A 26,781-nucleotide genomic window follows, 5' to 3' on the forward strand; every position below is an offset into this window, starting at 1 on the left:
TGCTCCTTAGCTGAGATGACGGACGGAAATCAGGCGACTTGATCAAGATGTCTATCGAGATCCTCGCAGGTGAGCCGGTCACGGTCTCGATGGATTCTCAAGTCATTCACTCAGGACTACCATCAGCGTTGAATTGCAGGAGATAGGCCCACAGCCCCGCAATTTCGGCTTGATCCTTCATGCCCGCGAACGCCATTTTGTTTCCGGGGACCTTTGTTCTCGGATTTTGCATGAACGCCGCGAAGCTCGACTGATCCCAGGTGAAGCCGGCGTTTTTAAAAGCGGACGAGTACTGATATCCCGCAGCCGCTCCGGCTTTGCGGCCGGCCAACCCATTCAGCTCTGGGCCGAGCTTGTTTTTTGCCCCTTGACCGACGGCGTGGCAGGCTTGGCATTTGGCGAAGGAGACTTTGCCTGGCGCGCTGTCCTGTGCGACTGCCACCCCGGCCCCGGCAAGAAGCGCTGCGGCAACCACCATGAATGCAGCTTTTTCTTCCACGTTCCGCCTCCAATTGTTCGCGTGCCCGCGCAGCCCGCGTCGATCAGTCAAACGAAGGTCACACCATTGCCCCCGAAGGGCGTGGTCCGAATACGCTTGCCGGTTGCTGAGACGATCGCGTTACCCAAAGCTGAACACATCGGCATCGTGCCGACCTCTCCGAAGCTGCCGGGCTCGTCGCCGACAGAGATGATCTCGACGGTGACGTCGGGGGCCTGATCGATCCGGAGGAGCTGATAGGTATCGAAGTTGGTCTGCTCGGGCGCTCCGCCCGCGAGCGTGATACTTTCACTCATCGCATTGCTCAGTCCAAAGATCATTCCCGCTTCGACCGCTCGTTCAGCGAGCATCGGGTTGATGGCGAGACCGGAATCACAGACGCCGACGAGCCGCTCCACCTTCAAGGCGTCAGCTGTTCCGGAGACCTCCACAATCACGGCGAGCCGACAGTGGTAGAAGTCCGACTGCCAAAACGCCACGCCCTGGTGGTGGCCCGCGGCAACCTTGCCCCAGCCGGCGATCGCGGCAGCTCGATCGAGTACAACGGTGCTTCGCGCATCATTCGCCAGCAGCCTGCGACGATAGGCCAACGGATCCATTCCCGCCTGGCGGGCCGCATCGTCGATCATCGACTCCAGCATGAAGCCATTATGTGTATCGTTGTTGCCGCGGAAGGCGCCGATCCGGACGGGCAGCGGGACATTGACGTAGGTTCCTGCCTCATTTGGAATTCCGTAAGAGCTGCCCACAAGGCTAAATGTCGGCAGGTCTACCGGCTTCTTCGTGGCGTAGAACCAGGGAAAGAGCCGCTGCCACAGTCCATCACAGGCGATTTTTGCTTCATAAGCGACGGGCATCCCGTCAGCACTGAGCCCCATACGCGCGCGACCCAAGAATGCCGTACGGTGCTGATCGACCCTCAGGTCCTCTTCGCGCGTCCAAACGACTTTCACGGCCCGCCCGGTCGCCTTAGCCAGCAGCACCGCCTCGGTCGTGTGCTCCATCCCGGAGCGTCGGCCGAAGTCGCCGCCCTGGTATTCGTTGTGAACGACGATGGATGACGGGTCGATGCCGAGCGCGCGCGCCGCGTGGACGGCATCCAGGCTCGGGGACTTGGTGGAAAGCCACAACTCCACTTGGTCGCCGACCCGGGCTGTGCATGACACCGGCTCCATGCAAGCGTGCGAGAGGAATGGCATCGAAAACTCCGCCTCGAGGATCTTCGCGGCGGATTTCATGGCGGCGGGGACATCTCCGTGGCTTCCAGTGGTCGAAACGCCGGGCTGCTCCAATCCCCGCCGCAGCGCAGCCTCGACCGTTGCGGAAGAGGCCTCGCTGTTCGGATGGCTGGCATAGGTCTCGCGTACCTCAGCCAACGCCTTGGCGGCCTGCCAATACTGCTCAGCAACGACGGCAACGCCTTGGGGCACCGCCATGACCAGTCTGACTCCTGGCATGGATCTGGCCTTGGCGTCATCGATCTGCGTAACCGTCGATCCGTAGGCTGGGCCGTGTCTGACGGCCGCGTACAACATGTCCGGCGCTTCATGGTCCAGTCCGAAGCGAGCGCTTCCATTGACCTTCGCGGGCACGTCCAGCCGGTCCAACCGCTGACCGATCAAATGGAGTTCGTTCCTGGTACGCAGCCGAGGCTTTGCGGGAACCTGCTCCTTGGCGGCGTCGGCGGCGAGTTGTCCGAAGGTGAAATAGCGGGCGGATGGCGAATGCGTGACTTTGGACTCGGCGACGGAAAACTCGTCAGGTCTGGCACCCAATCGCCTCGCGGCGGCCGCAACAAGCATTTCTCGCGTCGCCGCCGCCGCCTGACGCATTGCGCCATAGAAACCCGGAATCGAAGAGCTCCCCGCAGTGAGGACAAGCCCCTCGTAGAGTATGGGATTGATGTATTCTGCGCGGCGTTCGGTGGTGAACTGATATCGCATCCGTGGCCAGGCGGCGCCCAACTCGGCGGCGATGATTTGTGTCATCCCGGTGGAGTTCCCCTGTCCGCCCTCGGCTTGAGCAATGATCGCGGTAACGATGTCGTCCTCGCCGATCGCAAGAAAGGCGTTGAACTGACCCGGGCGCAGCGGCGTTTCCTTTGCGCGGGCGCCTGTGATCGTGATTTGGAAGGCGAGAAGAAAGCCGGTTGTACCGATCCCTTCGAGGAGGGCGCGTCGGCTCGGTAACGCTCGAGGGCCGCGGTTTGAGCTTTGTCGTTCGATGTTCATGGTCGCGCGCTCACTGTCTTCCGAGAGAGCTCGAGGCGTCTGTGATCGCGGCGCGAATTCGTGGATACGTGCCGCATCGACAGAGATTTCCACTCATCGCTGAGTTGATGTCGTCACGCGAGGGCTTCGGGTTGGACTCAAGCAACGCAAGCGCAGCCATGATCTGACCCGATTGGCAGTAGCCACATTGGGGAACATTGTTCTTGATCCAGGCCGACTTGACGGCTTCCGCAACGCGTCCGGCTATCCCTTCGATCGTGGTGACTTTGCTGTCTCCGACGTCGGCAAGAGGTGTCTGGCACGAACGGACTGGCTGCCCGTCCATGTGCACGGTGCAAGCGCCGCAGAGCGCCTGCCCGCACCCAAACTTGGTTCCTTTCAGACCAAGGAGGTCGCGGATGGCCCACAAGAGAGGCATCGTCGGGTCGACCCCATCCAGGACGCGCTCCTGTCCGTTTACGGTGAGCTTCATCGCGCGGCCCTCGTTGTTTCGATTTACCCCTTACGCTCTCGTGGACAAGGTCAAGCCTTGCTGCTTCCCTTCGGGCTGACGGCATCCTCTTGAGTTGCGCCTCTTCTTCAGTCGCGTCCTTCAGACCGCCATTCTTGCTCAAGCACTGCCTTGCGCCGCTCGCTCGCGCGTGCACGCGGGATCGCATCATCCCGCCCCCTCCGGCCATCGACGGCCGCCGGCTGCTCTCCGAACAATGCGGCCGCGAGCACCCTAGGCGGGCGCTGGTTTATCGCGCCATGTCGTTGATGCCACCATTTCGGCCACAGCATACTTCGCAGTGAGAGGTGCTTCGGGTTGCGAACGAATCCTCCGCGCCAAGTGGCAGCCTTATCGAGCTTCGTCGGCGTGCCCCGGATGGCCGAAGAATCGGCAATTCCACATGTGTCCGGGTGTTGAAAACCAATACCCTCCGTGGCCAAGCGGCGCGGACGCGAGGCAATCGGACACACCCGAGTGAGGACGATATGGCGAAGTCATCAGACATAATTCTAGTGCACGGCGCTTGGGCGGACGGCGAAGGTGATCCCGCTCCTTGCCGCCAGAGGTCACTCCGTCACCGCCGTGCAGCTTCCCCTGACGTCGCTCGGCGACGACGTGGCGACGGTCAGGCGGGCTATCGCGCTCGCGTCGGGTCCAATCATCCTGGCAGGCCACTCCTACGGCGGCGCCGTTATATCCGAGGCCGGAAACGACCCGAAGGTCGAGGCGCTCGTGTACATCGCGGCCTTCGCTCCGGACGCGGGTGAGTCGGCAGGATCTCTCGGTGCGAGCGTCGAGCCTGCGCCGCTGGGTGCGGAAGTCCGCCCTGACGCGGAGGGGTATCTAAAGCTCACCCAATCGGGCGTGAGCTGCTCCTTTGCGCAGGATCTGACCGACACGGAAAAGCTGGTCCTCCATTCCGCCCAGTCGCCAACAGCGGGTGTTGCGTTGGGTGGAACGGTGTCCGCGCCGGCATGGCGCGGCAGGACGTGTCGCTATCTCGTCGCAACGAACGACCGCGCCATCCAGCCCGCCGGAGCATGGCCAAGCGCCTCAACGCGGCGGTTGTCGAGGTTGCCGCCAGCCATGTCGCGATGCTGTCACATCCGCAAGAAGTGGCGTCGCTGATAGCTGGATAAGACGGGAAGCGCGGTTCATGTTGAAAATTTGCGAGGCTTCGGAGCTGAGGAGGATGAACCGAACGGCCGGCTCGGCAATGCCGGCGGCATCGCCTCTCTTGAGTCGGGCCGCCCTCCCGCGTCAGGAAACGCGGACAAGCGTTTTTCCAAAGTTGTGTCCCTCGAGCATACCGATGAATGCCTGCGGGGCCGCTTCCAAACCCTCGACAACATGCTCCCGGTGACGAATGCGTCCGGAGTGAACCAACGGGGTTATCTCCGAGAGGAAGGCTCGATAGAGTTCTGGCGCGAACTCTGTGTTGATGAAGCCCCTGATCAGCAGGCTTCGCCGGAGGATCGCCAACATCGTCTCCACGACAGAATTCGGCTCGGCGGGTGCGTCCCCGTTGTAATATGCGATTAAGCCACAGACGGGAACGCGGGCGTAGCGGTTCAGGAGCGGCAAGACCGCGTTCCAGATCGGTCCGCCAACATTCTCGAAGTAGACATCGATCCCGTCGGGGCATGCAGCCGCGACCGCCTTCGAGAGGCCCCGCGCCTTGTGGTCAACGACGGCGTCGAATCGAAGCTCGTCACGCACATAGGCGCACTTTGCCGCGCCTCCGGCGATGCCGACCGCACGAGCGCCCGCCAATTGGGCCAGTTGGCCGACCACGGATCCAACTGCGCCTGCCGCGGACGAGACGACCACTGTTTCTCCGGGTTTGGGTTGCCCGATGGCTTGAAGGCCTGCATAGGCAGTGAACCCGGGCATTCCCAGGACACCCAGTGAGGTCTGAGGGGGGTTAAGCCCGGTCTCCACCCTTTGCAGGTCTCGCGGTACGACCGCCGCGTGTGTGCGCCAGCCGATCCGCCCCTGGACGAGCTCTCCTCGGCTAAAGGATGGATGCCGCGAACGGACGACCTCGGCGACGACCTCCCCCTCCATGACACCGCCGACCTTGACTGGCGGGGCATAGGACTCGGCGTCGTTCATGCGTCCGCGCATGTAGGGGTCCAGCGAAAGAAACTTCGTCGCCACGAGGACCTGTCCCTCAAGCGGTTCGGGCAATGCACCGGTTTCCAGACGAAAATCACCCGCCCGGGGCAAGCCCTTCGGCCGCGCCGCCAAAACCACCTGTCTGTAGGGATCCATCGCAAACTCCCGGAGCGCGCTCCCTGGACAACGGGAAGGTTCAAACACTCCACGGCAATGTCGCTGGTCACTTCTATATGGCACCACCGGTTCCACAAAAGGTCGGAGATGCCGCAATTCAAGACATGGCGGTCAGACGTGGCCGCCCTCATGCGCGAACCGTTTAAGCCATTCGGTGGCGTCCCGAATGGAGGCAAATATGTCCTGCGGCGACGCCCGGATTCGAGTAGGGTTCCTCCGTTAACTTGAACGTCGGGGCGATTGCCCCCATGTCCTGACAACCACCCGAAGCCACCTCGTTCGCCGATTGGGAGGCCACTATTCTGCGACTCGGGCTCCTCTTGCCGACAGGCTTCAGCGTGATGAGCTTCGCGCCGATCTCGGCTTTTGAAGCAGCCAATCTCGTTGCCGGCGAACGCTTCTATGATCTCCGAATTCTGTCGGAGACAGGTGAGCCACTTACAAACTCGCTCGGCTGGACGATGAATACCGAACCGCTGGGCGAAGGCAGTTTTGACACGCTCATGGTGGGCTCGGCGCCGGATTTGGTGCCGCCATCGCCACGCACGGTTGCCTATTTGCGCGAGGCCGTATCAACGACAAGGCGTATCACCTCAGTCTGCATTGCAGCGTTCACGCTGGCGGAAGCGGGAATTCTGGATGGCCGACGTGCGACCACGCACTGGTTGCGTGCCGAGGAACTTGGCAGGCGATTCCCCAAAGTCACCGTCGAAATGGATCGGATATTCATTGCCGACGGACCCGTGTGGACGTCGGCTGGGATGACGGCTGGCATTGATCTCGCGCTTGGTCTTATTGAACGCGACTTGGGCCAGCAGGCAGCGCAACGCACCGCGAGGGTGCTTGTCGTCCATCATCGCCGCGCTGGCGGTCAATCGCAGCATTCCGCAATGCTGCAGCTCGATGCCAAATCCGATCGCGTTCAAATTGCGCTGGCCTTTGCAAAGCAGAACCTTCGCGAACCGCTGACGGTCGAGCTGTTGGCCGACGCTGCCCGGCTAAGCCCTCGACAATTTAGTCGAGTGTTCCGGACAGAGACCGGCCTTTCGCCGGCAAAGGCAATTGAAAACCTGCGCCTCGAGGCCGCAAGGTTCATGCTCGAGCAAGGCCGGCTGCCAATCGAGGAAATTGCTCGCGAGACAGGATTCGGCGATCGCGAGCGAATGCGGCGCAGTTTCCTTCGTACCTTCAGTGCTACGCCCCAAGCCCTTCGCAACGCAGCGCATCCGCTGGCGACCATCTAACCGTTCGATGACCGCGATAGCGGCGCGGGCATTCGCTTCTCAAGCGCGGCGCTTCCACATCCAACTACGGCTTAGCCTCCTAGCCGCGTGCGGAGCTCCATCTGAACCTCCCATGTCTCGCTGGCATGGGGACCAGCTTACAAAGTCTTTTTCAGGCCGGACCGCCGCGCCTATAGCAAGACGGCACTGTGCGCGGGTCTGCCTGGCAGGCAGGGCTTCGCGGCCTCGATCCGTCAGCCCGGCACGAAGGCCAGCGCCTTGAACCTAGCGGAGCGTGCTCATGTGCAACGGCATCAAGGCCTCGCTGTTCCTCCTTCTGTCGATCACCATGTCTGGCGCAGCCGCGGCGCAGTCCGCCAGCGATCAACCGAAGGCAAGCGGCGTGGAAACAGACATCGCGAGGATCAAGCAGGCGATGCTCGGAAACTGGGAGAGCATCGCTCCGGAAGTGCGGCCGAGCGCAGGCAAGAGCCCCGACGGCTCGCTCAAGCCGTTCTACCTCAAGCGCGCTTTCAAGTATCTGCCGTCCGACCGGTTCGAGCTCGAGGTCGTCAACTCCGCCGACCCTTACGGTGCCGTGCCGCTCGCGCTCATCAAGATCGGCGGACATATGCTGTGGCAGGGCCCCCACCCGATCGCTGCGGGTGCGCAGAAGGTCGATTTCGTTGCCGATGAGAGCTACGAGGTCACTCCGCTCGCAGCGGGATTTGCCGACGTGCTCAACAAGGTCGCCCCGGCAGGCTACGCCCCCTGGGCGGTCAACTCGCCGCAGAGCATCTTCGGGAAGACGTTTGTCCCGTTCGGTCTGAAGGAAGGGACGAGTTTCATGGAGTACGATCTCGTTTACCTCAGAGGAGACCTGCTGTTCTGGGGCGCGCGCAATATCCGACGGCCGCGGCTTTGATACCGAACAGAACCGGCCTACCAACCTGCAGATCCCGCTGGTCCGAAAGTAGCGCGGGTGTGATAGAGTAATCGCGCTTTGGTCTTGAAAAATTGACTTGAGCAGGTACCTCCATGGCCGGCTCTCCACAAGGCGAAATCCCTTCGCAGCTCGGCAAGACAGCCGTTGTCACGGGAGCCACGGGCGGCCTCGGCTACGAGACGGCCTTGGCCTTGGCCAAAGCCGGCGCAGAAGTCATACTGACCGGCCGCGACGATCGGAAGGGGCAATCGGCTCTCGAGAAAATCAGCGGCGAAGTGATCGGCGCCAAAGTAAGCTACGAACATCTCGATCTGGCCAGCCTCGCATCGATCGCTGACTTCGCACAGCGGATGCACGTCCGGCAGTCCCTTGATCTCCTGATCAACAATGCGGGAGTGATGGCGCTGCCCCGCCGGCAAACAACGGCGGATGGTTTTGAGATGCAATTAGGAACAAACTATCTGGGTCACTTCGCTCTCACGGCTCGGCTGATGCCATTGTTGCGCCGGGCAGGCGAACCAAGAGTTGTCAGCGTCAGCAGCCTTGCGCACCGGACCGCGCGCATCGATTTCGGCGATCTGCAGGGTGCACGCCTGTACTCGCCATGGAAGGCATACGGCCAATCCAAGCTCGCGTGTTTGATATTTGCGCTCGAACTGCAGCGGCGCAGTGACGCGGCCCGCGGGAACCTGATCAGTAACGCCGCCCATCCTGGATTTTCCCGAACCAACCTGTTCGCGAGCGGCCCGGGCGGCTTTATTTCTCTTGCGACCGCTTTCGCAGCGCCATTGTTAGGTCAGTCCGCGGCAGACGGCGCGAGGCCGATCCTGTTCGCAGCGACAAGCCCGCAAGCAAGGCCGGGCGCCTATTACGGACCCGGTGGAATCGGCGAATTGCGAGGCGCGCCAGCGCCCGCCCTGATCATGCCTCAAGCCCGCGACGCAACGACAGCTGCAAGACTTTGGGATGTGTCCGAAAAGCTGGTCGGTACGTCATTCGCTTGAGGTACGACAGATGCAACTCGCCAAGCAGATCATCGACGTCGGACTTTCGACCAACGATCTGGAGTCGATGCTGCGGTTCTGGCAGGAGGATGTCGGTCTGCGCTTCGATCATGTGCAGCCGATTCGCCGCGGACAGAAACAGTACAGGCACAATGAGCAAGGCTCGGTCATCAAGCTCAACCATCATGCGGAGCCCCTGCCCGAGGCCGCACCGAGCGGTTACCGCGAACTGATTATCGCGCGAGAGGGTCTGCAGAAACCGCGACGGATGGCCGATCCCGACGGCAATCGCGTTCAGCTGGTGCCGCCGGGATACGATGGTGTCACCCAGATAGCCGTCACCGTGGCGGTCCGCAGCCTCAGCGAACATCGCAGGTTCTATGGCGACATCCTCGGCTTCAGCGAACAGTCATGGTCGGACGGTCCGGCCTTTCGCCTGGGCGACAGCTTTGTTCTTCTCCAGGAAGACCGTGCGGCGACCGTCGATCCGATTCGTCAGGCACGCGGCTGGCGCTACATCACCCTGCAGATATCAGATATCGACGCCGTGCATGACGAACTGCGAAGCAAGGGCGTGCGCGAAGGTCTTGCACCGATCACGCTTGGAGACGTGGCGCGGATCTCGATGATCCTCGATCCGGACGGCAATTGGATCGAGCTGTCCCGCCGCGCCTCGATCGTCGGAAGCCTGTCTTGAGGAGAAATACTGTGGCCACCCATCCAAACCGGGCAGCGAAGATAGCCGCGACCGTTCCAACTGGAGCTTCGGAGGCGGGAGGGGGAATGCTGTCGGGCCCGTCCGAGGCCGGGTTCAGGTCGGATCAACAGAGCACGTAAAACCTCGGATGCCCGGAGTGCCTCCACGATCTTCTTGGAAAGTGGGCATCTTCGCCCTGTCGGTGGCCGCCATGTTCGCCGGTCCCTTACCGGCCCAAAATGCCGGGCTCGATGCCGACGAAGTGATCCGCAAAGCTCAAGCCGCCATCGGGGGGCCTTCGGTGCATTCCATTCAAGTGATCGGTGTCGGTTCAGGCTCGTTGTTCGGCCAAGCGCTCGAACCCGATTTCGTATGGCCGAAATTGACGTACACCAGATTCATTCGAGCGATGGATTTCGAAAATAATTCTTATCGGGAGGATGTGATTCGGGCCCGCGGCGAGTTGCTGGGAGGCGGAGCGACCCCTCCGTTCGGTCTCGGCGGCCTCCTGACCATCGGATTGCTCAAGGATGATCTCTGCTGGAACACAGCAAGACCGTTCGTCGGCCCCGCGCCCGGACAGCTCGAGGCTCGGGTCAACGATCTATGGACCACATCGCCGCAAGGAGTGCTCCTGGCTGCGAAACGCTACGGCGCCGTCGCCGCGAACAAGGTCGTGAATGGAGAGACTTTCACGACTCTCAGTTTCGCCATCCCGCGCACATTGATGGCCGTCGTATGGCTCAACAAGGCGGGTTTCGTCGTCAGAATCGCTTCCAGAGTACCCGATGCGGTCCTTGGCGATACTGACATCGTCACCAGATTCGAAGATTACCGCGACGTTGAAGGACTGAAATTTCCCATGCGACTGCGGCAATCTCAGGCTGGGACGGAAGTGTTCGATATCGCGATTCAGAATGTGAAGGTCGATTTGCCCTTGCGGGTCGACGTACCTGCCGGCATTCGTGGAGCGAAGCCTTCGATCAACGTTCAGAATGTGGGCTCGGGAGTTTGGTTTCTCGAGGGACCGACCCACAATAGCGTAGCGATCGAGATGAAGGACCAGATCGTGCTGGTCGAAAGTCCGATATCCGGCGGCTATGCCGAGCAGATGTTCCTCGCAGCCAACGCGTTGGTCGCCAGAAAGAAGGTGGGGACCGTGATCGCAACGCACCATCATTTCGATCACGCGGGCGGGTTGAGATACGCCGCAGCGGAAGGAGCCAAGCTGATGGTGAGTTCGTTGGCGCTGCCCTTTTACGAAAAGGTCTTCGCGAATCCGAACACCATCCATCCCGATCAACTCGCTGGGAGCGGCCGCAAGCCAGTTTTAGTCGGCGTCGACGAAGGCACGGTTCTCTCTGACGGTACGCAGAAGATCGAAATTCATGAAGTGCACGACAGCTCTCATTCCCGCGGGTTCCTGATGGCCTATATTCCCGAGGGCCGGATCCTGATCGAGGCAGACGAGTTCCAAATCCCGCCCGCGGCCGCGTCTCTGCCCTTGCCCGTCGGCAGCGAGATCAACCTGGTCGAAAATCTGAATCGGCTCAAACTGCAGGTCGACACGATCTTGCCGCTTTACTCTCATGCCCTCACAGGAAGAGAGCTTATAGTCCGTACCGAGAGGCCGCTGCAGAGGTAGGCTACCCGCGGAAGAAGACCGGCGGGACGACAGCGCGTCCTGCCGTGGGGGCGTTCAAATCGAACAGAGCTTGAGCCGTCAGGAGACGGCGTCGCCAGCGATCTGGATACACGCCCCGGCCGACCCGCCAGATACTGCTAGCAGCAGCGCGCCCCGTTCACAGCATATCCGGGACAGCCCGGCGCGCGTATTGCTACACAATCAAGCGCCTGATAGATTAGTGATTGTCTTTTGAAGCTGGCATGGCCGTTTGACCTTGGTTCTTGCCCGAAAGTCGATCACGATGCCGACTGCGTGCCCGAGGGCGCTCCAAAGGATCAGGAACCATGCGCGCGGCGCGACCGGGTTCGATCCCGGGCGGACCTCGTCCAACATTCAGATTCTTATTGTGCGGAACGTCAACCGCCGTGGTTATCGCGGCGCACCCGGCGTCAAGGAGTAAGACGGCAAAATACGTTCCAACTCGGAGCAAAAGACTCCGAGGGAATACAAATGAGGGGAGTAAACAAATGGCTATTCACGCAACCGGCGTCCGTACAATTCCTTCCGCTGAAAAGGAGCCGATCGCCGTCACAAAGCTGTTCTCCAAGATCGGCTGGCGGATTCTACCCTTCCTGATTGTTTGTTACATGATCGCGTTTCTGGATCGCATCAACATCGGATATGCCCAGCTTCAGATGAAGCAGACGCTGACTTTCAGCGATGCGACATACGGCTTCGGCGCCGGCATATTCTTCGTCGGCTACTTCCTGTTCGAAGTACCCAGCAACCTGCTGCTCGAGCGCATCGGCGTTCGCAAGACGTTGCTGCGCATCATGTTCACATGGGGCATTGTTGCGTGCGCCATGGCGTTCGTGCAGACGCCGCTGCAATTCTATGTTGCCCGGTTCCTGCTCGGCGCACTCGAAGCGGGCTTCTTCCCCGGCATCATTCTCTATCTGACGTACTGGTACCCTTCAGCACGGCGCGGCCAGATTATCGCGATGTTCATGACCGCAACAGCCATCGCGTCCGTGATTGCCGGTCCGCTTTCCGGCGCAACGATGAAGTATCTTAACGACATCCAAGGCTGGCATGGCTGGCAGTGGCTCTTCATTTCCCAAGGCCTGCCCGCGTCAATCCTCGGTCTTGCCGCCTACTTCTATCTTCAGGATAAACCCGAAGACGCCAAGTGGCTGAGTCCCGAGGAAAAAACCGCGCTGCGCTTCCAGCTCGATCACGATCACAAGGACGTCGAGTCCGCGCATCACGCCGGATTCTTCCAGATGCTGAAGGATCCGAAGGTCTACGGCCTTGCGTTCACCTACTTTCTGCTGCTGGGCGCGACCTACACCATGGTGTTCTGGATTCCCTCGCTGATCAAGAGCTGGGGCGTGGCCGATCTGTTGCACGTAGGTCTGCTTGCCACCTTGCCGCAGATCGCAGGCATCATCGGCACGATTCTGATGGGGCGTCACTCGGACAAGACCAGAGAGCGGCGGTGGCACTACGCCACCTGCGTAGCCGTCGCGGCAGTCGGCCTGTTGGCCATCACATTTTCCAACGGCAATTTGGTTGCGTCGATCGTAGGCCTGACGCTCGCCGGCCTCGGGTTCATCTCGGCGACGCCATTGTTCTTCACCACCACGACTGAGTACCTGTCCAAGGCAAGCGCCGCCGGCGGCATCGCGCTCATCAGCAGCCTCGGCAATCTCGGCCCGGCTGTCGCACCTTCCCTCACCGGCTACATTACCGCAACGACCGGCAACTCGCTCTTCAGCACCTATCTTATCGTGGCAGCCTACCTGCTGTCCGGCCTGCTGTTGCTGATCATCGTAAAGGCTGCGGACCCAAACGAGGTCCTGAACGAACCAGCTATCGAGGCCGGATTGACATCTTGAAGGCAGCCGTCCGATGGTCCTGATAATTCAAGGTCCAAAAAGGGCGCCGCATCAAGCGGCGCCTTTTTCGAGGTTCTTGAGGTCCATACGCTCAAGTCTTGCCTTCGAGCGCGAGCCTTAGGCCGTCGTGGCCAATCCGCCGTCGACCGGAATGACCGCACCGCAGACAAAACCGCTCGCCCTCGAGGCGAGGTAGATGGCAATGCCCGCGAGGTCGTCCGCATGTCCCATACGTTTCATGGGCGCATCGTCGATGACTTCCTTCGCACCATGCTCATCGATCGCATCGGTCATTTTCGACGGGAAGTAGCCGGGCGCGATCGCATTGACCGCAATGTGCTTTGGGGCAAGAAACTTTGCCATGATGCGCGTTAGATGGTTCACGCCTGCCTTCGACGCAGCATATGAGTAGGCTTCGAGATGCGACGTTCTGATGCCCTCGATCGAGCCGATGTTGATCACTCGCGAGTAGGAATTCGCCGATCCCGCCGCTTCCAACAGATCGAGCAGACTCTGGGTCAGGAAGAACACCGACTTCACGTTGAGGTCCATCACCTTGTCCCACCCATTTTCGGGGAACTCGGCGAAGGTCGCGCCCCAGCTTGCACCTGCATTGTTGACCAGAATATCGAGCTTCTTCTCCCGCTTGTGAAGCTCGCCGGACAGGCGCGCAATCTCCTCCATGCGTGAAAGATCCGCCGGGATGGCGATACATTCGCCGAACTGCGACAGCTCTTTTGCAAGCGCCTCGCAGGCTTCGGCGCGCCGCGCGGTGATATAGACCTTGGCGCCGTTTTCGACGTAGGCGCGGGCGATCATTTCGCCAAGACCTCGACTACCTCCGGTGACGAGAGCGACCTTTCCCCGGACCGAGAACAGCTCTTCGATTTTCATGCGACGCTCCTGATGAACTGGAAATGCGTTGTCGTTACTCAGCCAATGGCGCCGACGGCGCGCATCTGGGCGATCGTCGCCGCATCGAAACCTGCCTCCTTCAGCACCTCATCGCTGTGCTGGCCCACCGAAGGCGGCATCCTTGGTTGGACCTTGTCTGCGCCACGCAGCGCAATCGGGCTATTGATCGTCCTTGTTTCGCTGCCGGCGAAGGGAACGAGAATGTCGTTGTCGATGAGCTGCTGGTCTGACGGAATATCCTCCGGCGTGGCCACAACGTCGAACACGATCCCCCTTTCCGTCAGGCGCTTGCGCAATTCCGCACGATCCACCTTCTCGAATTCCTTGTCGAGCAATGCGATCAGTTCGCGCGATCGCGTCAATCGATCCACCTTCTTGGCAAAACGCGGGTCATCGATCAGATCCTCGCGACCGAGACATTTCATGAACTCCGGCCACTGCTTTTCTTCATTGAGAATGGTCAGGATCAGCCAACGACCGTCACGGCACTTGTAATAGTTTGTCAGCGCGTTGAATGCGACCTCGCGTGCCGGACGGTCTGTGAAGGTCGCGCCGCACAATGCTGCTTGCGCGTTATAGCCGTTGGCCCAAAGTCCGTTCGCCACCAGCGACGACGACACCTCCGTGCCCTTGCCCGTGTTCTGGCGCTGATAAAGGGCCATCACGATGCCGGAATAGAGCGTGAAACCGGCGGAGTGATCGCCCATGCCGTTCGCGGGTCGCACCGGCACTGCCTCCGATGACGCGCGAACTGTGTCCATCAAGCCCGACCGCGCCCACCATGCCGTGACATCGAAGCCTGGCTTGGTCGCCTCGGCGCCGTTTTCGCCATAACCGGAGAACGAAGCGTAGATCAGCCTGTCGTTCAGCGACGACAGGGCTTCATAGCCGATGCCGAGCTTTTTGCGGACGGCGGCGGGATAGTTGGTGATGAAGACATCTGCCTGCGAGGCTAGACGCTGGATCGCGATCTTGCCCTCGGGTTTCGCCATATCGACCGCGAGGCTGCGCTTGTTGCGCGAACCGAGCATCCACGCGTAATTCTGATCGCTCCTGGGATGGCCGGGAAGCTTCGTAAGATGCCGGTAGGGATCCCCTGCTCCCGGCGGCTCGATTTTGATGACATCGGCGCCGAAGTCCGACAGAATCGTGGCCGCCGCCGGCGCTGCGATGAAGCTGCCGCAATCGATCACCTTCAGGCCCTCGAACAAAAGTCCCATTTCGTCCTCCCGTTGATCGCGCCTCAGGCCCCGACGCCGCGATTGCAGCGCATGTTATTTGCCAGCCTTCACCGCTTTAAGCGCGCGGATGATGGCCAGTTGTTTGGCGTCGCGTTCACTTTCGAGCTGCTCAGGAGGTTGCGCCGCAAAGGATGCCTCGGCCTGCGCGATGATCTTGTCCTGCGCGGCCTCATCCAGATTGACCGACGCCATGTTCTTCCAGGCCTCGTTGAGACCCGGACCGAACTGCTTGAAGAACGATTTGAACCCACCCGCGCCGCCACCGAGATGGAACGAGCGGAACGGACCGTCCGCCGCCCATCGCAGGCCGATCGAACTCGTCACGATGTCGTCGAGTTCGTCGACTTTGACGACGCCCTGAATGACCAGGTAGCAGCATTCCCTGAAAATCGCCCGTTGCAGGCGGTTCGCGACGAAGCCGGGCATTTCCTTGTGCACCACGCGGGGCACCTTGCCAAGCGCCGCGTAGAACGCGACCGCGTCATCCAGCGCCTCCGGGCTCGTTTTCTCGCCGGGAACGACTTCGACCAATGGAATCAAATGGGGCGGGTTGAAGGGGTGCCCCACCAGCAGCCGCTCGGGTCGGGACGTCTTCAGCGCCTGCTCCGTCGCGGTCTTGGCAGAGCTCGACGAAAGCATCAGCGCGTGCGCGCCCGCGACCTTGCCGATGCGCGCCCATAGATCCTGCTTGAACTCGATCCGCTCCGGTCCGTTTTCCTGAACAAGATCGGCGCCCGTCACCGACCGCTCGAGATCGGCCTCGAAGCTCAGCCTCTTTTCCAGATTGTCCGTCGGCAGCCCAAGCTCCTTGAGCGTCGACAGATTGTTGCGAATATAGTCTCGGACGATGGTCTCGACGTCCGGGCGCGGATCGTTGACGACCACCGCCAGCCCGTGCGCGAGAAAGAGCGCCGTCCACGATGCGCCGATGACGCCGGCGCCGACCACCGTAACTTTCGAATACCGATTGAGAATATCCCGCTGGGTTGTGGCCATCACATCCGCCTTACTTCTTATCTGAACTGGTCGAAGGCGCACTGTCGGTGAGATAGTCGTAGATGACGGTGGCCGGCGAAAGCGTGAGATCCGTCAGGATGTGCGTGGCCGAAATGATCTCACGGACGGGAAGATCCGCAAGCGGCGCCAGCACATGTTCGAACAGTTGCAGCCGCGCCGGACCCCGCCACGCACCCTTCACCGAGATATTGGTGATTTCGGTGCGCACCAGTTCGCAAATGCGCGGGCGCCTTTCGTAGCTCGGGAGAATTTTCAACATGAACGTGGGCACGCAGATTTCTTGCCGCGCCTTTTCCAGATCCATCGGCTTGTGCTTGTAGCCCATCGTCGCGCGGGCGACGCTGAGCGTACCGTAGTCCAGCGTGCCTACCAGCGTATCGGAATCGACGAACAGCTTTGCCGAGCCGAGCTTCTTCGGAAACGCACTGAGCTCGCGGCCCGCGGCAATCGCCGGCAGATTGTCGAGATACATGCCTATGATGTATTCGCCGCGTTCTTCCTTGTGTCGCACGACCGCGGCCTGCCCACACTCAACATACGAACCGTATCCCGTGGTGTCGGGCATGTTCATCACTTCGAAGCGTACCAGCGGTTCGTCGACTTCAAGCGGCTCGGGCACTTGCTTGACGAGAGCTTCCCGATCTGTCCGGTAGGTGATGTTCAGATATTCGCGCGATGTGAAGCGATGCGGGCCTGGAACAAACGCCGGAGCTCCGGTCGGCGTGGTGTATTGCCTGAGCACATCCTCTTTTTTCATCTTGACGCTCACCCTTGAGTTAGACGTTTCAGCGTTCGGTATCGGCGCCACCCTCACAACATATTCGCGGCGTTCCGCACCGGCCGCCAGTACGGACCTTTAGGCCCGTCACTGCAAGGCGGATCATTGTGAAATCGCAGGGCCTTGTCCCGGAGACGTGCCGCGCCAATATTCTTTCGCGTTGCAGCAGAGCCTGTCGGTACCGTCCCTCATACGAGGCGGATCTCGCGTATCAGACCTTCCTGGACTCGATGGCCGCCCGCGCTTCGGCAAAGCTATCGCGCATTCGATCAAGAATGATCCTGGGCGCTTCGCTGTTCGATTTCTGGACCAGTTCAGCGAGGTCCCTGGTATTCTTGACTGTCGCTTCGAACACTCGCTTGGCCAGCTCAGCCTGCTTGGTCGCAACTTCCTGAGGAGAACCGCCTGGCCTGAAGTCAGCGATCAGTTGCCGTGCCTCGCGGCCAACCTCCGCCAGGATTTCCTGTTGCTTCGCGAGAACCGCACGGCCCCCCTCCGACGCCACCGCAGTGGACTTCTGCATCGCCTCGATGTTCTTGCGGTGGATATCGACAAACGCCTCGTAGTCGATCTTCGGCAGGCTAATCTGCTTCGCCATATCGGCGAACATATCGATGACTGTCTTCTCGGCCATTTTTCCCTCCCGGTTGATTCATGCGTGGAGCTGTTTGCATTGCCCACATCGCTGTTTGGCTCTCATCATCGTCAGACCTACTTCGCCCAATTAAGCAAATAATCGATCAAATAAGATACCAGCCCGGGTATCTTCCTTCAGGCTAACCGTCCCCGTATTTCGCGCGCAGCACCTTTTTGTCGATCTTGCCGACGCTTGTCTTGTCGAGCGCTTCGACAAACTTGATCCTGTCCGGAATGGCAAAACGCGAGATCACGCCCTTTTCTGCATAGGCTTTAACGTGCTTCTGAACAGCCGCATCATCCACGTTGCCGCCGGGACGGACGACAAGAATGGCGAGCGGACGCTCACCCCATTTGGCATCCGTAACGCCGATGATCGCGGCCTCGCTCAGACCTGGCATCTGGAGCAGGATGTCCTCCAACTCGATCGACGAAATCCATTCGCCTCCGGTCTTGATCACATCCTTGATCCGGTCGGTGATCTGGACGACGCCGTGCGCGGTCATGGTGCCGATGTCGCCGGTGTGAAGATAGCCGCCCTCCCAGAGCTTTTCCGACGACGCCGGATTATTGAGGTATCCCATCGTCAGCCACGGCGCGCGGACGACGATTTCTCCAGCGGTGCGGCCGTCGTGAGCGACGTCCTTCATCTCGGCATCCACGATGCGGAAGTCGACGAGCGGCACCGGCGTTCCGGTCTTGGTGCGAAGCTCGACCTCCTCATCGAGGTTTCCGGTCAGCTCATGCTCCTTGAGCTGAGCGATCGTCAAGATGGGACCGGACTCCGACATGCCATAGCCCGCGAAGATGTCGATGCCACGCTGCATCGCCGCCTTGGCCAGCGCTTTGGTCAGTGCCGCGCCGCCGATCACCATTTTCAATCTGGAAAGATCGACGTCCTTGCTGTTGGGCGCCGACAGCAACATTTGCAGGATCGTCGGAACGCAATGGCTAAACGTCACGCCCTCGGTCTTGATCAGCTTCAAGAGAAGTTCGGGTTGATACCGACCGGGATAGACCTGCTTTACGCCCGCTGCGGTCGCGGCATAGGGCAATCCCCAGCCGTGGACGTGAAACATCGGCGTGATCGGCATGTACACGTCTTCACGGTGAAACCGCCCTTGCCGCCCCGGCGAGCCGAATCCGACCAGATCGATCAGCGTGTGAAGCACAAGCTGGCGATGGCTGAAGTAGACGCCTTTGGGCGCGCCGGTTGTTCCCGTGGTGTAAAACATGGTCGCACGAGTGTTCTCGTCGAAATCCTCGAACGTGAAATCGGGTGAACTCTTTGCCAGGATCTCCTCATATTGACCGACGGCCTTGATCGGGCAGTTCGGAAACACGCCGTCATCCGACATCAGAATGATGCCTTCGACGGATTCAAGCTGCCCTTGCAACTGCTCGATCAACGGAAGAAACTCTACGTTCACCAACAGCAGCTTCGGACGCGCATGATTGAGCGTGAACAGAATCTGCTCGGGCGACAGCCGTATATTGACAGTTTGAAGCGTGGCGCCGAGCATCGGGATCGCAAAATAGCATTCCAGATAGCGGTGACTGTCCCAATCCAGTACGCCGACCACATCGCCGCGACGGACGCCCTTCGAAGTGAGACCATCCGCAAGACGCCCGATTCGTTCGCGCAGGTCGCTATAGGTGTAGCTGCTGAGATCGCGGTAGACGATCTCCTGATCGGCCGACTGTGCCATCGGCGCGTGAAGAAGGTGTTTGATCAGCAGCGGGTACTTGTAGGCCGACGGCGTATGCTCGATCAGGAAATCAGACATTGATTTCTCCCTGGGTCTAGAGGACGTCGGCACCCATGTCGGCGGAACTGTTTCGCCTGCTTTTGCCCGCTCGGCTTGTCGTCCCTTCCGCGCCCTGTCGGAAGCAGCTAGGCCGATCCGATTTCTTATTCTATCGTTCGCTTGGTTGAATAGAAAGTCAAGCCAAATCCAAGACCGGGCAGAGTGCGGGCTTGTCCCAGCGCGCGCGTATCGATGCACCGCATGATCAATGAAAGGCTTTGCTCACTGGGCGCTCCAGGTCCGCCTCACGCCAGCAGAGATGCCGGCGAATCGGCGTTAGCGCGAAGGTCCTGCGAACCGGCCGGCTAACGGATCGTTTTCGCCTATCGGTCGCTTGATCGATTCTCGACAATACCTCTGCAAAAGTGTAGAGGTCGGCGATCCATTGAAACGGTTTCTGCGGGCCTCGCCGAAGCGAACGGAAGCCAGGAGTTTGCCAGGTCTCATGTTAGCGGCCGGGTTCTTCATCATTGACGGAATGAGAAGAAAATGACGAAGCCCTTGGCGCGTGCGAAGGCGCGTACGAAAAAGCCGAAATCGTTACGAAAAGGCCCCGACCGCCGCCGGCAGATCATTGCCGCAGCGTCCGAACTGTTTGCGCGGAATGGATTTGAAGGCACGTCGATCCGCGATATCGCAGCCGCGTCAGGCGTTTTGTCCGGTTCGCTGTACTATCACTTCCCGTCCAAGGAAGATCTGCTCTTCACGGTGCACCAGGAGAGCCTTACGGCGATGCGCCAGGAGGTCGAGACCGCCATTGCCGGAATCAACGAGCCCTGGCGGCGGCTCGACGAGGCCATCGTTGCGCACTGCCGGATATTGCTCGGCGGCAGCGTGACTCGCGCGATCCTCACGCCGCCACGCTACTACAATCTCAAAGGTGTTCGAAAACTCGTCCGCCAGCGCGACGAATACGAGCAGATTTTCGCGAGGCTCATCGACGAATTGCCTCTGCGTGCCGATTGCGACCGGCATGTGTTCCGGCTGTCGATCCTTGGCGCCATGAACTGGACCGTGTTCTGGTACACCGCAGGCGGCCGCTTAAGCGTCGACGATGTCGGCCGGCAGATCGCCCTAATGGTGCGAGGCGCCACCAGCAGCGCCACGACAAAAAAATAGCGATCGCGTTCGTTCGCAAATCGGTATCCGGGAAAGCTGTATCCGAAGTACGGATGTGATCAGTTGTTGGAATGCATTCGCTGGAAGACGCTCCTCAACGGCGCGATACTGCATTTGGCACAGCATGGCCGACCACAACCCCCGTTTAAATGCTGATCGCGCTTCGCTTTTCGCGCTCAGTCAGTCCAGTCCATCAAGGTTGCAGAGTCCATAGAGGCCTACGCGCCAGCCGGCCGTCTCTTCTCGGCCTCTTCCGCGAGCTTGATCCAGTCGTCTTCCAGCCGCAGCCACGCCTCCTGATCGATGGGGCTGGTCGCCCGTTCCGCCAGTTGCTGACATTCCTTGGCTTCGCGGCGGAACCGTTCCACGTCGGTTTCGGTCGTGACGACACCGGAAACTGAGGGAAATCTCATACAAAGCCCCGCCGACGCGCGAATCTTCACGGGCCAGCCACCGGGTACACGGGCCCGAACGAATTTTTCCGCAAAGATGGGCCCCGTCGTCTCGCCGTCGGCGCGGCCGCCGCCAACGCGAAAGCCCGGTGCCTCCGCGAGTGTCCTAACTAGGACAGCACCCGCGCCTCGGAAGCGGGGGTCGCGAGAAGCGTAGCGCCGTCAGAGCCGCTGACGTTGCCAACCGTTTCCTGGATTTCAGGACCGTTCGTCTGGATCAGGGATAGCTGTTTCCGCATCTCGGCGAGGCGAGCACGGCAATATTCACGGTACAGAAAATCGAAAATGGCGGGCATGGTCGAACCCTCCGTCGTTTTGAACAAGCCGCCGGCTAGGGGGAGCGGTACCACCCTTCTGCGGCCCCAGATGTGAACAGGATCACACTTACGAGTATAAATTCCCGCCGAGCCCGAACCGCCTCGGAGGTGGAGGCGGCGAAGGGCGCGACCAGCGCGGGCGTGCGTCAATCGAGGCCGGCCACCACACCAAGAAGGAGAAAGCCTCTCTACGGCAGCGACCCTCTCAGGCCTGCGACACTCTCAGAGGTGTGGGTGCTGGGCTCACTGTGTTTGGGCACAGCGATGAGCCGTTCACCTCTCTCAACCGGTACCTCACTTCGAACGAGGACCGCGCCAAGCAAGAGCATCGTGACCAGCAGCCCACTCAGGGCCGCACCCAGCCATAGATCGGACCCATGGCGCATCATTGCAGCACCCACGCGCATCGCCCCCGGCCCGCTGCAACAAGCGTTGTTGAGTCGTTAGGCGCTTTGGTGGCGGGATTTTGCCGGATCGATGCGTGCACGCCCATCCGGGTGCCCGCCGAAGCGGACCTTTTAGATCACAATAAGCGTTGAGACGGTAACGCCGGGGCAGGACCGCGAGCCCTGGAGTGTGGGTTATGGGTACGATCCCTCTGGACCTTTAAAGAAAGTGCGAACAGCGGTGGGCTGCTAGATTTGCCCGGCGCGTTCCGCCGTCGGCGCCGCCCGAGCACATGGTTGAAAAGCCGGATCAGCAGCAAGCTCCGCCTGGCACAACAAAGAAGAAGGCCGGCCGGGCGAAAGCGGCAGGCTTGAAGTCCGCACCGGCGGTGTGAGCGCGGGACCGAAGCCCCGCCCCGCTCTCTTCACCGTCTAAGCCCTCCGCGGCTTCAAGAGCCAATTCCCGCTCAATCATTTTCAGCCGTTTTCTAAGAGCGCGATCTATAATGCTGGCCTCTCTTGGCGCGATTCTTCCACTGGTGATATCGGTCAGCATCCTGCACTGAAACGCCGCGATCTGGTCCAGCGTCATCTGCTCTATTTGAGCTAGCCGAATGGGCGGTGCGCTCTTTGGAACACCGAACGTCCCACGGCGACACGAATAGCCATAGATGAGGTTTTCTGTGTGGGGTTACGCAACGAGACCGCTCGGATGCACGGGCAGATCCGCGCCCAGGAGCGCGAGGTCCGCATGCTGCAGCGCGCTGGCGTCACGACAGCGTCGGCGGAGCTATTGCTCGTTCGCATGCGGGGCAAGATCGACGACCTCTGCCGCGAGCGGGAAGCGCTCCGAAAGGCGGTCGACTAGGTCTCGGCCGGCGGCTTCAGCGGGCTGGCGGCCCACCTTCTGACGGTGTCGTCGTGCAGCGGATCCCCATCGCAACGGAAGCAGACATAGTGCTCGCGACCGGCCGTCTCGTCGCGGACGAGCTTCATCGGCCTTCCGCAGACCGGGCACGGCTCTCGGACCGGATGCAGCACCGACATTTTGTCTTTCCTGCCACGATCAGCTTAGTTCCCTGTGTTGCTCGAGCACAAGCGTCGTCGCAAACTTGTCCGTGAACGTTCGACGGCGTAGGCGCCGATCGGCTTGCCGACGGGTCAATACGGAAGCTCGACGCCCTCGGGAAGATCGTCCGGGTCCAGCTTCATCTCCAACCTATAGCCATGGAGCGTCGCCCGCCGGTGGCTTCGTGCCGTGCATCACGACGAACTTGAAGCGCTCCCCGATCATCATTTGCAGGATCGGCGGCAGCGCATCCATGGGCACCGGAAGGAGCCCGGTGATAGGGTCGCCGTACCCATCGAGAGATCCGACGCCGAGCGGCCGCAGCGCCTTCCGCTCCTCCGGATCCAGGTCCCTCGAAGGCAGCAAGGTCAGGTCGATCCGGTCAGTCCTCAGCCCCTTCGGATGCAGCAGCCTGCCCCGGACCTGCAGATGGCGGAATTCATGGTAGGGGTCGATCGGCTGCCGGTCCGTGTTGAGACTGAGCGAATAGCCCCAACCCCAGTCCTCGATCGCCACAACGTAGTAGACGTCCAGTTCGCGCGGGCTGCGCCGGCGCTTCTTCCCGGTCGGCTTCGGATCGGCAGCCATGATCCCGCTCTCTGCCCAGAGGCGCCAGGCTATCCGAGTCGGGCCCCACCGAAAATCAGTCGAATCCGTGAGCCGCGCCCACGATCGCCTGCGTCGCCGCGAACGCGCCGCCCGGCTTGAGAAACGCCTCGACTTCAGCCTCGAAGTCGGCGCGCGGCATCCGAGCCAGGTCGCGCCAGCGCTCGGAAGCATGCGGCTCAAAGAACTCGTTGCCGAGAACCAACATGAACTGGGTCTGCACCAGCTCGTTCTCGCGAAGGCGATCCCGCAGCACGGGCACGGCGCCGGCGGCCTCGTTGACGGCACCGACCCTTGAGGTCTCGTCCCGCAGCGCCTCCCGGAGCTTCTCCTCCGTGAAGTCCAACACGTCGAGTACGAAGTCGGCGAAGTCAGTACGTCGTGGTGTCATGGCAATGGCTCCGTTCTATGAAGGTACGGGACGGAGTAACTGCCGAAGGTTTCACAGGAGTCTCATCCGCAGTCGTTGCGGCAATATTTTGTCGACGAAAATGAAGCTTAGTTTCCCATCGATCTTCAAGAGATACTGTAGAAGCGCCTCCGACGCTCTGCATGATCACAGACGGCTCCGCCGAGCTACCCTCAAAGCGCGCTCAATCCGCCATCGACGACGAGATCGGCGCCGGCAACGTAACTGCTCTCGTCGGAAGCCAGGAACAGCGCGGCGGCAGCGATCTCCTCGGGTCGGCCAAGCCGGTCGAGCGGAGTTGCAGCCCTGAAGCTCGCCCTGATCGCGTCGGCGCCTTCTTTCGTTGCCGCCTGAGCATCGATGATGGGCGTGTCAATCGCGCCGGGACTGATCGCGTTGATACGGATGCCGCGGTCCTTCAGTTCGGCCGTCCACGTGCGCACAAAGGAACGAACGCTGGCCTTGGTTGCGCTGTAGGCGGTGTAGCGCGGAATGCCCTTGAACGCGGCGATGGACGAAATCAGGACGATGGCGCCTCCGTCACGGAAGAGAGGCAGCGCCTTCTGAACCGTGAAGAGAAGCCCGCGTACATTGATGCCGAAGGTCTGGTCGAAATTCTTCTCCGTGACCTCGACGAGCGGCTCCGGATCGATGAAACCCGCGTTCGCGACCAGGATATCGATCTTCCCGTTCTCACTCTTGATCCTGTCGTAAAGCCGATCGAGATCCTGCAAGTTCTGCACGTCCCCTCGAACGGCCGCAGCACGATCTCCAATGAGAGAAATCGCCATGTCGAGTTCGTCCTGTCGGCGGCCGGTGATGTAGACGAATGCCCCCTCCCTCGCAAACCGCTGGGCCGTCGCGAGCCCCAGGCCACTGCTGCCGCCTGTAACCACCGCCACTTTACCCTGTAGCCTGAGCATCATTCTTCTCCTTTCAGATCAGCTCCCTTCAGATCAGAGATTTTCGCGACCAGTGTGCCGCGCACAAACCCCGCATCATTTGGACGCCGGAGGCAGGAATTTGCGGTCGATCAGAGACTGTAGCGCGTTGCGGAACGAGATCTCGGTGTCAACCGTCTTTGCGAACCCGGCCTGGCGCAGCTTGATGGTACTCACGAAGGCTCGCGGTCCCGCCGGGGCGCCATAGGCGAACGCGAAGTCAGCATGCTGGTCTCCTTGACCGACCAGCTCCCGCAAGCTCCGCGAGCGAAGACCATACTTCGCGGCGATCTTGTCCCAGATCGCGGCGTTTTCGGCGAGGTAGGCCGTCACGCTCGTCGGCATGTCCGGTCCGGCCTTGACGCCAAGGGTCTCGGCGATACCCGGCCACACATTGCGCCACTCAAACACGTCTCCGTTGGTGATGTTGAAAGCCTCATTCGCTGCCTGAGGCGATTGCGCGGCCCAGACCGCCACGTCTGCAACGAGATCGGCATCGGCGGCTTCCCAAACGAACGACGGACCTCCCGGGAAGCCGAGCGGCTCCCCCTTCTCGCGGCGGATCGCCGCGTAGACTCCGATGGCAGGGAGAACATTCAACGCGCCTGGGGTGGGACCGGTGACGAGCTGCGGACGCAGAGCCGTGTAGTTGAAACCGCGCTTGGCACCCATCTCGCCGACATAGGCTTCCTGGTCGAAGAAGAAGTTCGGGTGATCCTTGCGGGCATCACGTTCGCGAGCCGGGATGGGAATGGGATGCAGGTGGACGCCGTAGACCTTCGTCCCCTGCAGAATGCTGATGTGCTGGAAATTCCTGGCGCCGCGGACGATCGGCTCGACCACGTTGCGCAGCATGGCATTGTTGGCCTCGATCTGATCCTTGCTCGACCAGCCGGCGACCAGCTCGGGCTTTTCGTGGAGAGCCGTATAGGCGATGTGTGTGACGTCGGTCAGCGGTTCGAATGCGGCGCGGGTCTTGTCCTGGTCACGCAAATCGACCGACAGAAAGTCGACGTTGCGGCCGCTCGGCAGCGCTGGCTTGCGGCGCGAGACGCCGACGACCTCCCAACCCGCGTCAAGAAACCTCTCGATGGCCGCGACGCCCAGCAGGCCGCTAGCACCTGTGATCAAGACCTTCTTCGGAATGTCTTTGCTCTGATTGGCCGTGCTCATGATTTCAATCCTCGTTGTCTAGTAAGTGTTTGTCGCGCGTGAGGACGGGTTACGCAGCCGCGGCGTTGGCCTCGAGCCACTTCGTGATGTTGGCTGCGGCATCGCCGTAGAAGGTCCGATAGAGATCTTCGGTCACGTAGCCGATGTGAGGGGTCGCCAGGAGGTTCTGCAGCTTCCGGAACGGATGATCCGGGGGCAGTGGCTCCACGTCGAATACGTCGACCGCCGCGCCGGCAATCCGGTGCGACTGCAGCGCTTCGATCAGAGCTGCTTCGTCCACTATCGGACCACGCGACGTGTTGATGAGCCTTGCCGTCGGCTTCATCAGGGCGAGTTCGGGCGCCCCAATCAACCCCTTGGTACGATGGCTCAGGACGAGATGGACTGTCACGATGTCCGCTTCGCGGAACAGCGTCGGCTTGTCCACGAGGGTGGCACCAGCGGCGCTGGCTTTCTCCTGCGTGAGGTTTTGGCTCCAGGCGATCACCTTCATGCCAAAGGCAAGACCGATCCGCGCGATTTCTTTTCCTATGTTTCCCAACCCGACGACCGCGAGCGTCTTGCCTCGCAGGTTCGAGCCGAGCCCGATCTGCCAGCCGCCCGCCTTGAGCGACGCCGCCTCCCGGTCGATGCCCCGCATGTTCGCCAGGATCAGCGACCAGGTGAACTCGATGGTCGGGGTAGAATCGTAGCCCGTCGCGGTGACCGCGATGCCGAGATCGGTCGCGGCCTGGCTGTCGATGGACGCGTTTCGCGGTCCCGTCGAAGCAATCAGCTTGAGGTTCGGTAGCTGCTGCAGAATCTCCCTTGGAAGCGGCGTACGTTCGCGCATCACGCACACCACATCGAACGGTCGCAACTGTTCGATGACCGCCGAGGCCTCGACCACGTGGTCGTTGAACACGACGATCTCGGCGTACCGACGGACGTCAGACCAGTCAGCGAGCCGCAGCGCCACGTTCTGGTAGTCGTCTAGGATAGCAATCTTCATTGCACCCCTC

28 protein-coding genes are annotated in these 26,781 nt (G+C 60.9%); 9 read left to right on the plus strand and 19 right to left on the minus strand.

Annotation, left to right across the window (positions count from 1 at the left end; genetic code table 11):
• Positions 1 to 106: 106 nt before the first annotated feature.
• The 3 genes from QOU61_RS22440 to QOU61_RS22450 form a co-directional block, all read right to left on the minus strand.
• The gene (locus tag QOU61_RS22440; protein WP_289661673.1) at positions 107 to 478 is read right to left on the minus strand and encodes a c-type cytochrome; all 372 of its coding nucleotides are present in this window, start codon (positions 476 to 478) and stop codon (positions 107 to 109) included.
• 68 nt (positions 479 to 546) lie between these two features.
• Complete coding sequence (locus QOU61_RS22445) at positions 547 to 2,730, minus strand: xanthine dehydrogenase family protein molybdopterin-binding subunit (protein WP_289653377.1); 2,184 nt, start codon at positions 2,728 to 2,730, stop codon at positions 547 to 549.
• A gap of 10 nt (positions 2,731 to 2,740) precedes the next feature.
• The gene (locus QOU61_RS22450) at positions 2,741 to 3,202 is read right to left on the minus strand and encodes a (2Fe-2S)-binding protein (protein ID WP_289653378.1); all 462 of its coding nucleotides are present in this window, start codon (positions 3,200 to 3,202) and stop codon (positions 2,741 to 2,743) included.
• A gap of 561 nt (positions 3,203 to 3,763) precedes the next feature.
• On the opposite strand from QOU61_RS22450, the gene QOU61_RS22455 reads away from it, so the two are divergent.
• A complete protein-coding gene (locus QOU61_RS22455) occupies positions 3,764 to 4,351 on the plus strand; it encodes an alpha/beta hydrolase (RefSeq protein WP_289653379.1) in 588 nt (195 codons plus the stop codon).
• Positions 4,352 to 4,483: 132 nt separating this feature from the next.
• Here the strand turns inward: QOU61_RS22455 and curA are convergent, their stop codons facing one another.
• A complete protein-coding gene (gene curA / locus QOU61_RS22460; protein WP_289653380.1) occupies positions 4,484 to 5,497 on the minus strand; it encodes an NADPH-dependent curcumin/dihydrocurcumin reductase in 1,014 nt (337 codons plus the stop codon).
• A gap of 320 nt (positions 5,498 to 5,817) precedes the next feature.
• Between curA and QOU61_RS22465 the strand changes: the two genes are divergently transcribed.
• From QOU61_RS22465 to QOU61_RS22490, 6 genes are all read left to right on the plus strand, one after another.
• A complete protein-coding gene (locus QOU61_RS22465; protein ID WP_502876968.1) occupies positions 5,818 to 6,762 on the plus strand; it encodes a GlxA family transcriptional regulator in 945 nt (314 codons plus the stop codon).
• A 280-nt stretch (positions 6,763 to 7,042) separates the two neighbouring features.
• Positions 7,043 to 7,666: a hypothetical protein gene (locus tag QOU61_RS22470; RefSeq protein WP_289653382.1), complete on the plus strand. Its 624-nt coding sequence runs from the start codon at positions 7,043 to 7,045 to the stop codon at positions 7,664 to 7,666.
• Positions 7,667 to 7,779: 113 nt separating this feature from the next.
• Complete coding sequence (locus QOU61_RS22475) at positions 7,780 to 8,691, plus strand: oxidoreductase (protein ID WP_289653383.1); 912 nt, start codon at positions 7,780 to 7,782, stop codon at positions 8,689 to 8,691.
• A 10-nt stretch (positions 8,692 to 8,701) separates the two neighbouring features.
• The gene (locus tag QOU61_RS22480) at positions 8,702 to 9,388 is read left to right on the plus strand and encodes a VOC family protein (protein ID WP_289653384.1); all 687 of its coding nucleotides are present in this window, start codon (positions 8,702 to 8,704) and stop codon (positions 9,386 to 9,388) included.
• 181 nt (positions 9,389 to 9,569) lie between these two features.
• Positions 9,570 to 11,033, plus strand: coding sequence for an MBL fold metallo-hydrolase (locus QOU61_RS22485; protein ID WP_289653385.1), 1,464 nt, complete (start codon positions 9,570 to 9,572; stop codon positions 11,031 to 11,033).
• A gap of 509 nt (positions 11,034 to 11,542) precedes the next feature.
• On the plus strand, positions 11,543 to 12,913 hold the full coding sequence (locus QOU61_RS22490) for an MFS transporter (RefSeq protein WP_289653386.1): 1,371 nt from the start codon (positions 11,543 to 11,545) through the stop codon (positions 12,911 to 12,913).
• A gap of 117 nt (positions 12,914 to 13,030) precedes the next feature.
• Here QOU61_RS22490 and QOU61_RS22495 read toward each other — a convergent pair whose 3' ends face one another.
• The 6 genes from QOU61_RS22495 to QOU61_RS22520 all read right to left on the minus strand — a co-directional run bounded on the left by QOU61_RS22495 (position 13,031) and on the right by QOU61_RS22520 (position 19,506).
• Positions 13,031 to 13,807: an SDR family oxidoreductase gene (locus tag QOU61_RS22495; protein WP_289653387.1), complete on the minus strand. Its 777-nt coding sequence runs from the start codon at positions 13,805 to 13,807 to the stop codon at positions 13,031 to 13,033.
• A 38-nt stretch (positions 13,808 to 13,845) separates the two neighbouring features.
• On the minus strand, positions 13,846 to 15,048 hold the full coding sequence (locus tag QOU61_RS22500; RefSeq protein ID WP_289653388.1) for a CaiB/BaiF CoA transferase family protein: 1,203 nt from the start codon (positions 15,046 to 15,048) through the stop codon (positions 13,846 to 13,848).
• Between the two features lie 54 nt (positions 15,049 to 15,102).
• On the minus strand, positions 15,103 to 16,017 hold the full coding sequence (locus QOU61_RS22505; RefSeq protein WP_289653389.1) for a 3-hydroxyacyl-CoA dehydrogenase NAD-binding domain-containing protein: 915 nt from the start codon (positions 16,015 to 16,017) through the stop codon (positions 15,103 to 15,105).
• Positions 16,018 to 16,075: 58 nt separating this feature from the next.
• Positions 16,076 to 16,843 (minus strand): acetoacetate decarboxylase, encoded by a 768-nt coding sequence (locus QOU61_RS22510; protein WP_289653390.1) that lies wholly within the window; start codon positions 16,841 to 16,843, stop codon positions 16,076 to 16,078.
• 232 nt (positions 16,844 to 17,075) lie between these two features.
• Positions 17,076 to 17,498: a phasin family protein gene (locus tag QOU61_RS22515; RefSeq protein WP_289653391.1), complete on the minus strand. Its 423-nt coding sequence runs from the start codon at positions 17,496 to 17,498 to the stop codon at positions 17,076 to 17,078.
• Positions 17,499 to 17,640: 142 nt separating this feature from the next.
• Positions 17,641 to 19,506 (minus strand): fatty acid--CoA ligase, encoded by a 1,866-nt coding sequence (locus QOU61_RS22520; protein ID WP_289653392.1) that lies wholly within the window; start codon positions 19,504 to 19,506, stop codon positions 17,641 to 17,643.
• A gap of 291 nt (positions 19,507 to 19,797) precedes the next feature.
• On the opposite strand from QOU61_RS22520, the gene QOU61_RS22525 reads away from it, so the two are divergent.
• On the plus strand, positions 19,798 to 20,427 hold the full coding sequence (locus tag QOU61_RS22525) for a TetR/AcrR family transcriptional regulator (protein ID WP_289653393.1): 630 nt from the start codon (positions 19,798 to 19,800) through the stop codon (positions 20,425 to 20,427).
• Between the two features lie 218 nt (positions 20,428 to 20,645).
• Here the strand turns inward: QOU61_RS22525 and QOU61_RS22530 are convergent, their stop codons facing one another.
• From QOU61_RS22530 to QOU61_RS22540, 3 genes are all read right to left on the minus strand, one after another.
• Positions 20,646 to 20,870: a hypothetical protein gene (locus tag QOU61_RS22530; RefSeq protein WP_289653394.1), complete on the minus strand. Its 225-nt coding sequence runs from the start codon at positions 20,868 to 20,870 to the stop codon at positions 20,646 to 20,648.
• A 119-nt stretch (positions 20,871 to 20,989) separates the two neighbouring features.
• Complete coding sequence (locus tag QOU61_RS22535; RefSeq protein ID WP_289653395.1) at positions 20,990 to 21,175, minus strand: hypothetical protein; 186 nt, start codon at positions 21,173 to 21,175, stop codon at positions 20,990 to 20,992.
• Between the two features lie 717 nt (positions 21,176 to 21,892).
• Positions 21,893 to 22,174: a hypothetical protein gene (locus tag QOU61_RS22540; protein WP_289653396.1), complete on the minus strand. Its 282-nt coding sequence runs from the start codon at positions 22,172 to 22,174 to the stop codon at positions 21,893 to 21,895.
• A gap of 120 nt (positions 22,175 to 22,294) precedes the next feature.
• On the opposite strand from QOU61_RS22540, the gene QOU61_RS22545 reads away from it, so the two are divergent.
• Positions 22,295 to 22,450 (plus strand): hypothetical protein, encoded by a 156-nt coding sequence (locus tag QOU61_RS22545; protein ID WP_289653398.1) that lies wholly within the window; start codon positions 22,295 to 22,297, stop codon positions 22,448 to 22,450.
• Here QOU61_RS22545 and QOU61_RS22550 read toward each other — a convergent pair.
• From QOU61_RS22550 to QOU61_RS22575, 6 genes are all read right to left on the minus strand, one after another.
• Positions 22,447 to 22,629, minus strand: coding sequence for a hypothetical protein (locus QOU61_RS22550; RefSeq protein WP_289653400.1), 183 nt, complete (start codon positions 22,627 to 22,629; stop codon positions 22,447 to 22,449). The two genes, QOU61_RS22545 and QOU61_RS22550, sit on opposite strands and share 4 nt — an antisense overlap.
• Positions 22,630 to 22,801: 172 nt before the next feature.
• Entirely contained in the window at positions 22,802 to 23,239 is a 438-nt protein-coding gene (locus QOU61_RS22555) for a hypothetical protein (RefSeq protein ID WP_289653402.1), read from the minus strand.
• Between the two features lie 55 nt (positions 23,240 to 23,294).
• The gene (locus QOU61_RS22560; RefSeq protein WP_289653403.1) at positions 23,295 to 23,648 is read right to left on the minus strand and encodes a hypothetical protein; all 354 of its coding nucleotides are present in this window, start codon (positions 23,646 to 23,648) and stop codon (positions 23,295 to 23,297) included.
• Positions 23,649 to 23,839: 191 nt separating this feature from the next.
• Positions 23,840 to 24,589, minus strand: coding sequence for an SDR family NAD(P)-dependent oxidoreductase (locus QOU61_RS22565; protein ID WP_289653404.1), 750 nt, complete (start codon positions 24,587 to 24,589; stop codon positions 23,840 to 23,842).
• Between the two features lie 75 nt (positions 24,590 to 24,664).
• On the minus strand, positions 24,665 to 25,780 hold the full coding sequence (locus QOU61_RS22570) for an SDR family oxidoreductase (protein WP_289653406.1): 1,116 nt from the start codon (positions 25,778 to 25,780) through the stop codon (positions 24,665 to 24,667).
• Between the two features lie 49 nt (positions 25,781 to 25,829).
• The gene (locus QOU61_RS22575) at positions 25,830 to 26,771 is read right to left on the minus strand and encodes a D-2-hydroxyacid dehydrogenase family protein (RefSeq protein WP_289653407.1); all 942 of its coding nucleotides are present in this window, start codon (positions 26,769 to 26,771) and stop codon (positions 25,830 to 25,832) included.
• Positions 26,772 to 26,781: the final 10 nt, after the last annotated feature.

Source organism: Bradyrhizobium sp. NP1 (assembly GCF_030378205.1).
In the GTDB taxonomy this organism is placed as follows: domain Bacteria; phylum Pseudomonadota; class Alphaproteobacteria; order Rhizobiales; family Xanthobacteraceae; genus Bradyrhizobium.

Excerpts from the sequence above, each read along its gene's own strand:
- QOU61_RS22475 (WP_289653383.1), top strand. The coding sequence starts at position 7,780 with ATGGCCGGCTCTCCACAAGGCGAAATCCCTTCGCAGCTCGGCAAGACA.
- QOU61_RS22555 (WP_289653402.1), bottom strand. The coding sequence starts at position 23,239 with ATGGCTGCCGATCCGAAGCCGACCGGGAAGAAGCGCCGGCGCAGCCCG.
- QOU61_RS22480 (WP_289653384.1), top strand. The coding sequence starts at position 8,702 with ATGCAACTCGCCAAGCAGATCATCGACGTCGGACTTTCGACCAACGAT.
- QOU61_RS22440 (WP_289661673.1), bottom strand. The coding sequence starts at position 478 with ATGGTGGTTGCCGCAGCGCTTCTTGCCGGGGCCGGGGTGGCAGTCGCA.
- QOU61_RS22570 (WP_289653406.1), bottom strand. The coding sequence starts at position 25,780 with ATGAGCACGGCCAATCAGAGCAAAGACATTCCGAAGAAGGTCTTGATC.
- QOU61_RS22510 (WP_289653390.1), bottom strand. The coding sequence starts at position 16,843 with ATGAAAAAAGAGGATGTGCTCAGGCAATACACCACGCCGACCGGAGCT.
- QOU61_RS22535 (WP_289653395.1), bottom strand. The coding sequence starts at position 21,175 with ATGCCCGCCATTTTCGATTTTCTGTACCGTGAATATTGCCGTGCTCGC.
- QOU61_RS22545 (WP_289653398.1), top strand. The coding sequence starts at position 22,295 with ATGCACGGGCAGATCCGCGCCCAGGAGCGCGAGGTCCGCATGCTGCAG.
- QOU61_RS22550 (WP_289653400.1), bottom strand. The coding sequence starts at position 22,629 with ATGTCGGTGCTGCATCCGGTCCGAGAGCCGTGCCCGGTCTGCGGAAGG.
- QOU61_RS22500 (WP_289653388.1), bottom strand. The coding sequence starts at position 15,048 with ATGGGACTTTTGTTCGAGGGCCTGAAGGTGATCGATTGCGGCAGCTTC.
- QOU61_RS22560 (WP_289653403.1), bottom strand. The coding sequence starts at position 23,648 with ATGACACCACGACGTACTGACTTCGCCGACTTCGTACTCGACGTGTTG.
- QOU61_RS22540 (WP_289653396.1), bottom strand. The coding sequence starts at position 22,174 with ATGACGCTGGACCAGATCGCGGCGTTTCAGTGCAGGATGCTGACCGAT.
- QOU61_RS22515 (WP_289653391.1), bottom strand. The coding sequence starts at position 17,498 with ATGGCCGAGAAGACAGTCATCGATATGTTCGCCGATATGGCGAAGCAG.
- QOU61_RS22470 (WP_289653382.1), top strand. The coding sequence starts at position 7,043 with ATGTGCAACGGCATCAAGGCCTCGCTGTTCCTCCTTCTGTCGATCACC.
- QOU61_RS22490 (WP_289653386.1), top strand. The coding sequence starts at position 11,543 with ATGGCTATTCACGCAACCGGCGTCCGTACAATTCCTTCCGCTGAAAAG.
- curA (WP_289653380.1), bottom strand. The coding sequence starts at position 5,497 with ATGGATCCCTACAGACAGGTGGTTTTGGCGGCGCGGCCGAAGGGCTTG.
- QOU61_RS22495 (WP_289653387.1), bottom strand. The coding sequence starts at position 13,807 with ATGAAAATCGAAGAGCTGTTCTCGGTCCGGGGAAAGGTCGCTCTCGTC.
- QOU61_RS22525 (WP_289653393.1), top strand. The coding sequence starts at position 19,798 with ATGACGAAGCCCTTGGCGCGTGCGAAGGCGCGTACGAAAAAGCCGAAA.
- QOU61_RS22445 (WP_289653377.1), bottom strand. The coding sequence starts at position 2,730 with ATGAACATCGAACGACAAAGCTCAAACCGCGGCCCTCGAGCGTTACCG.
- QOU61_RS22575 (WP_289653407.1), bottom strand. The coding sequence starts at position 26,771 with ATGAAGATTGCTATCCTAGACGACTACCAGAACGTGGCGCTGCGGCTC.
- QOU61_RS22565 (WP_289653404.1), bottom strand. The coding sequence starts at position 24,589 with ATGCTCAGGCTACAGGGTAAAGTGGCGGTGGTTACAGGCGGCAGCAGT.
- QOU61_RS22450 (WP_289653378.1), bottom strand. The coding sequence starts at position 3,202 with ATGAAGCTCACCGTAAACGGACAGGAGCGCGTCCTGGATGGGGTCGAC.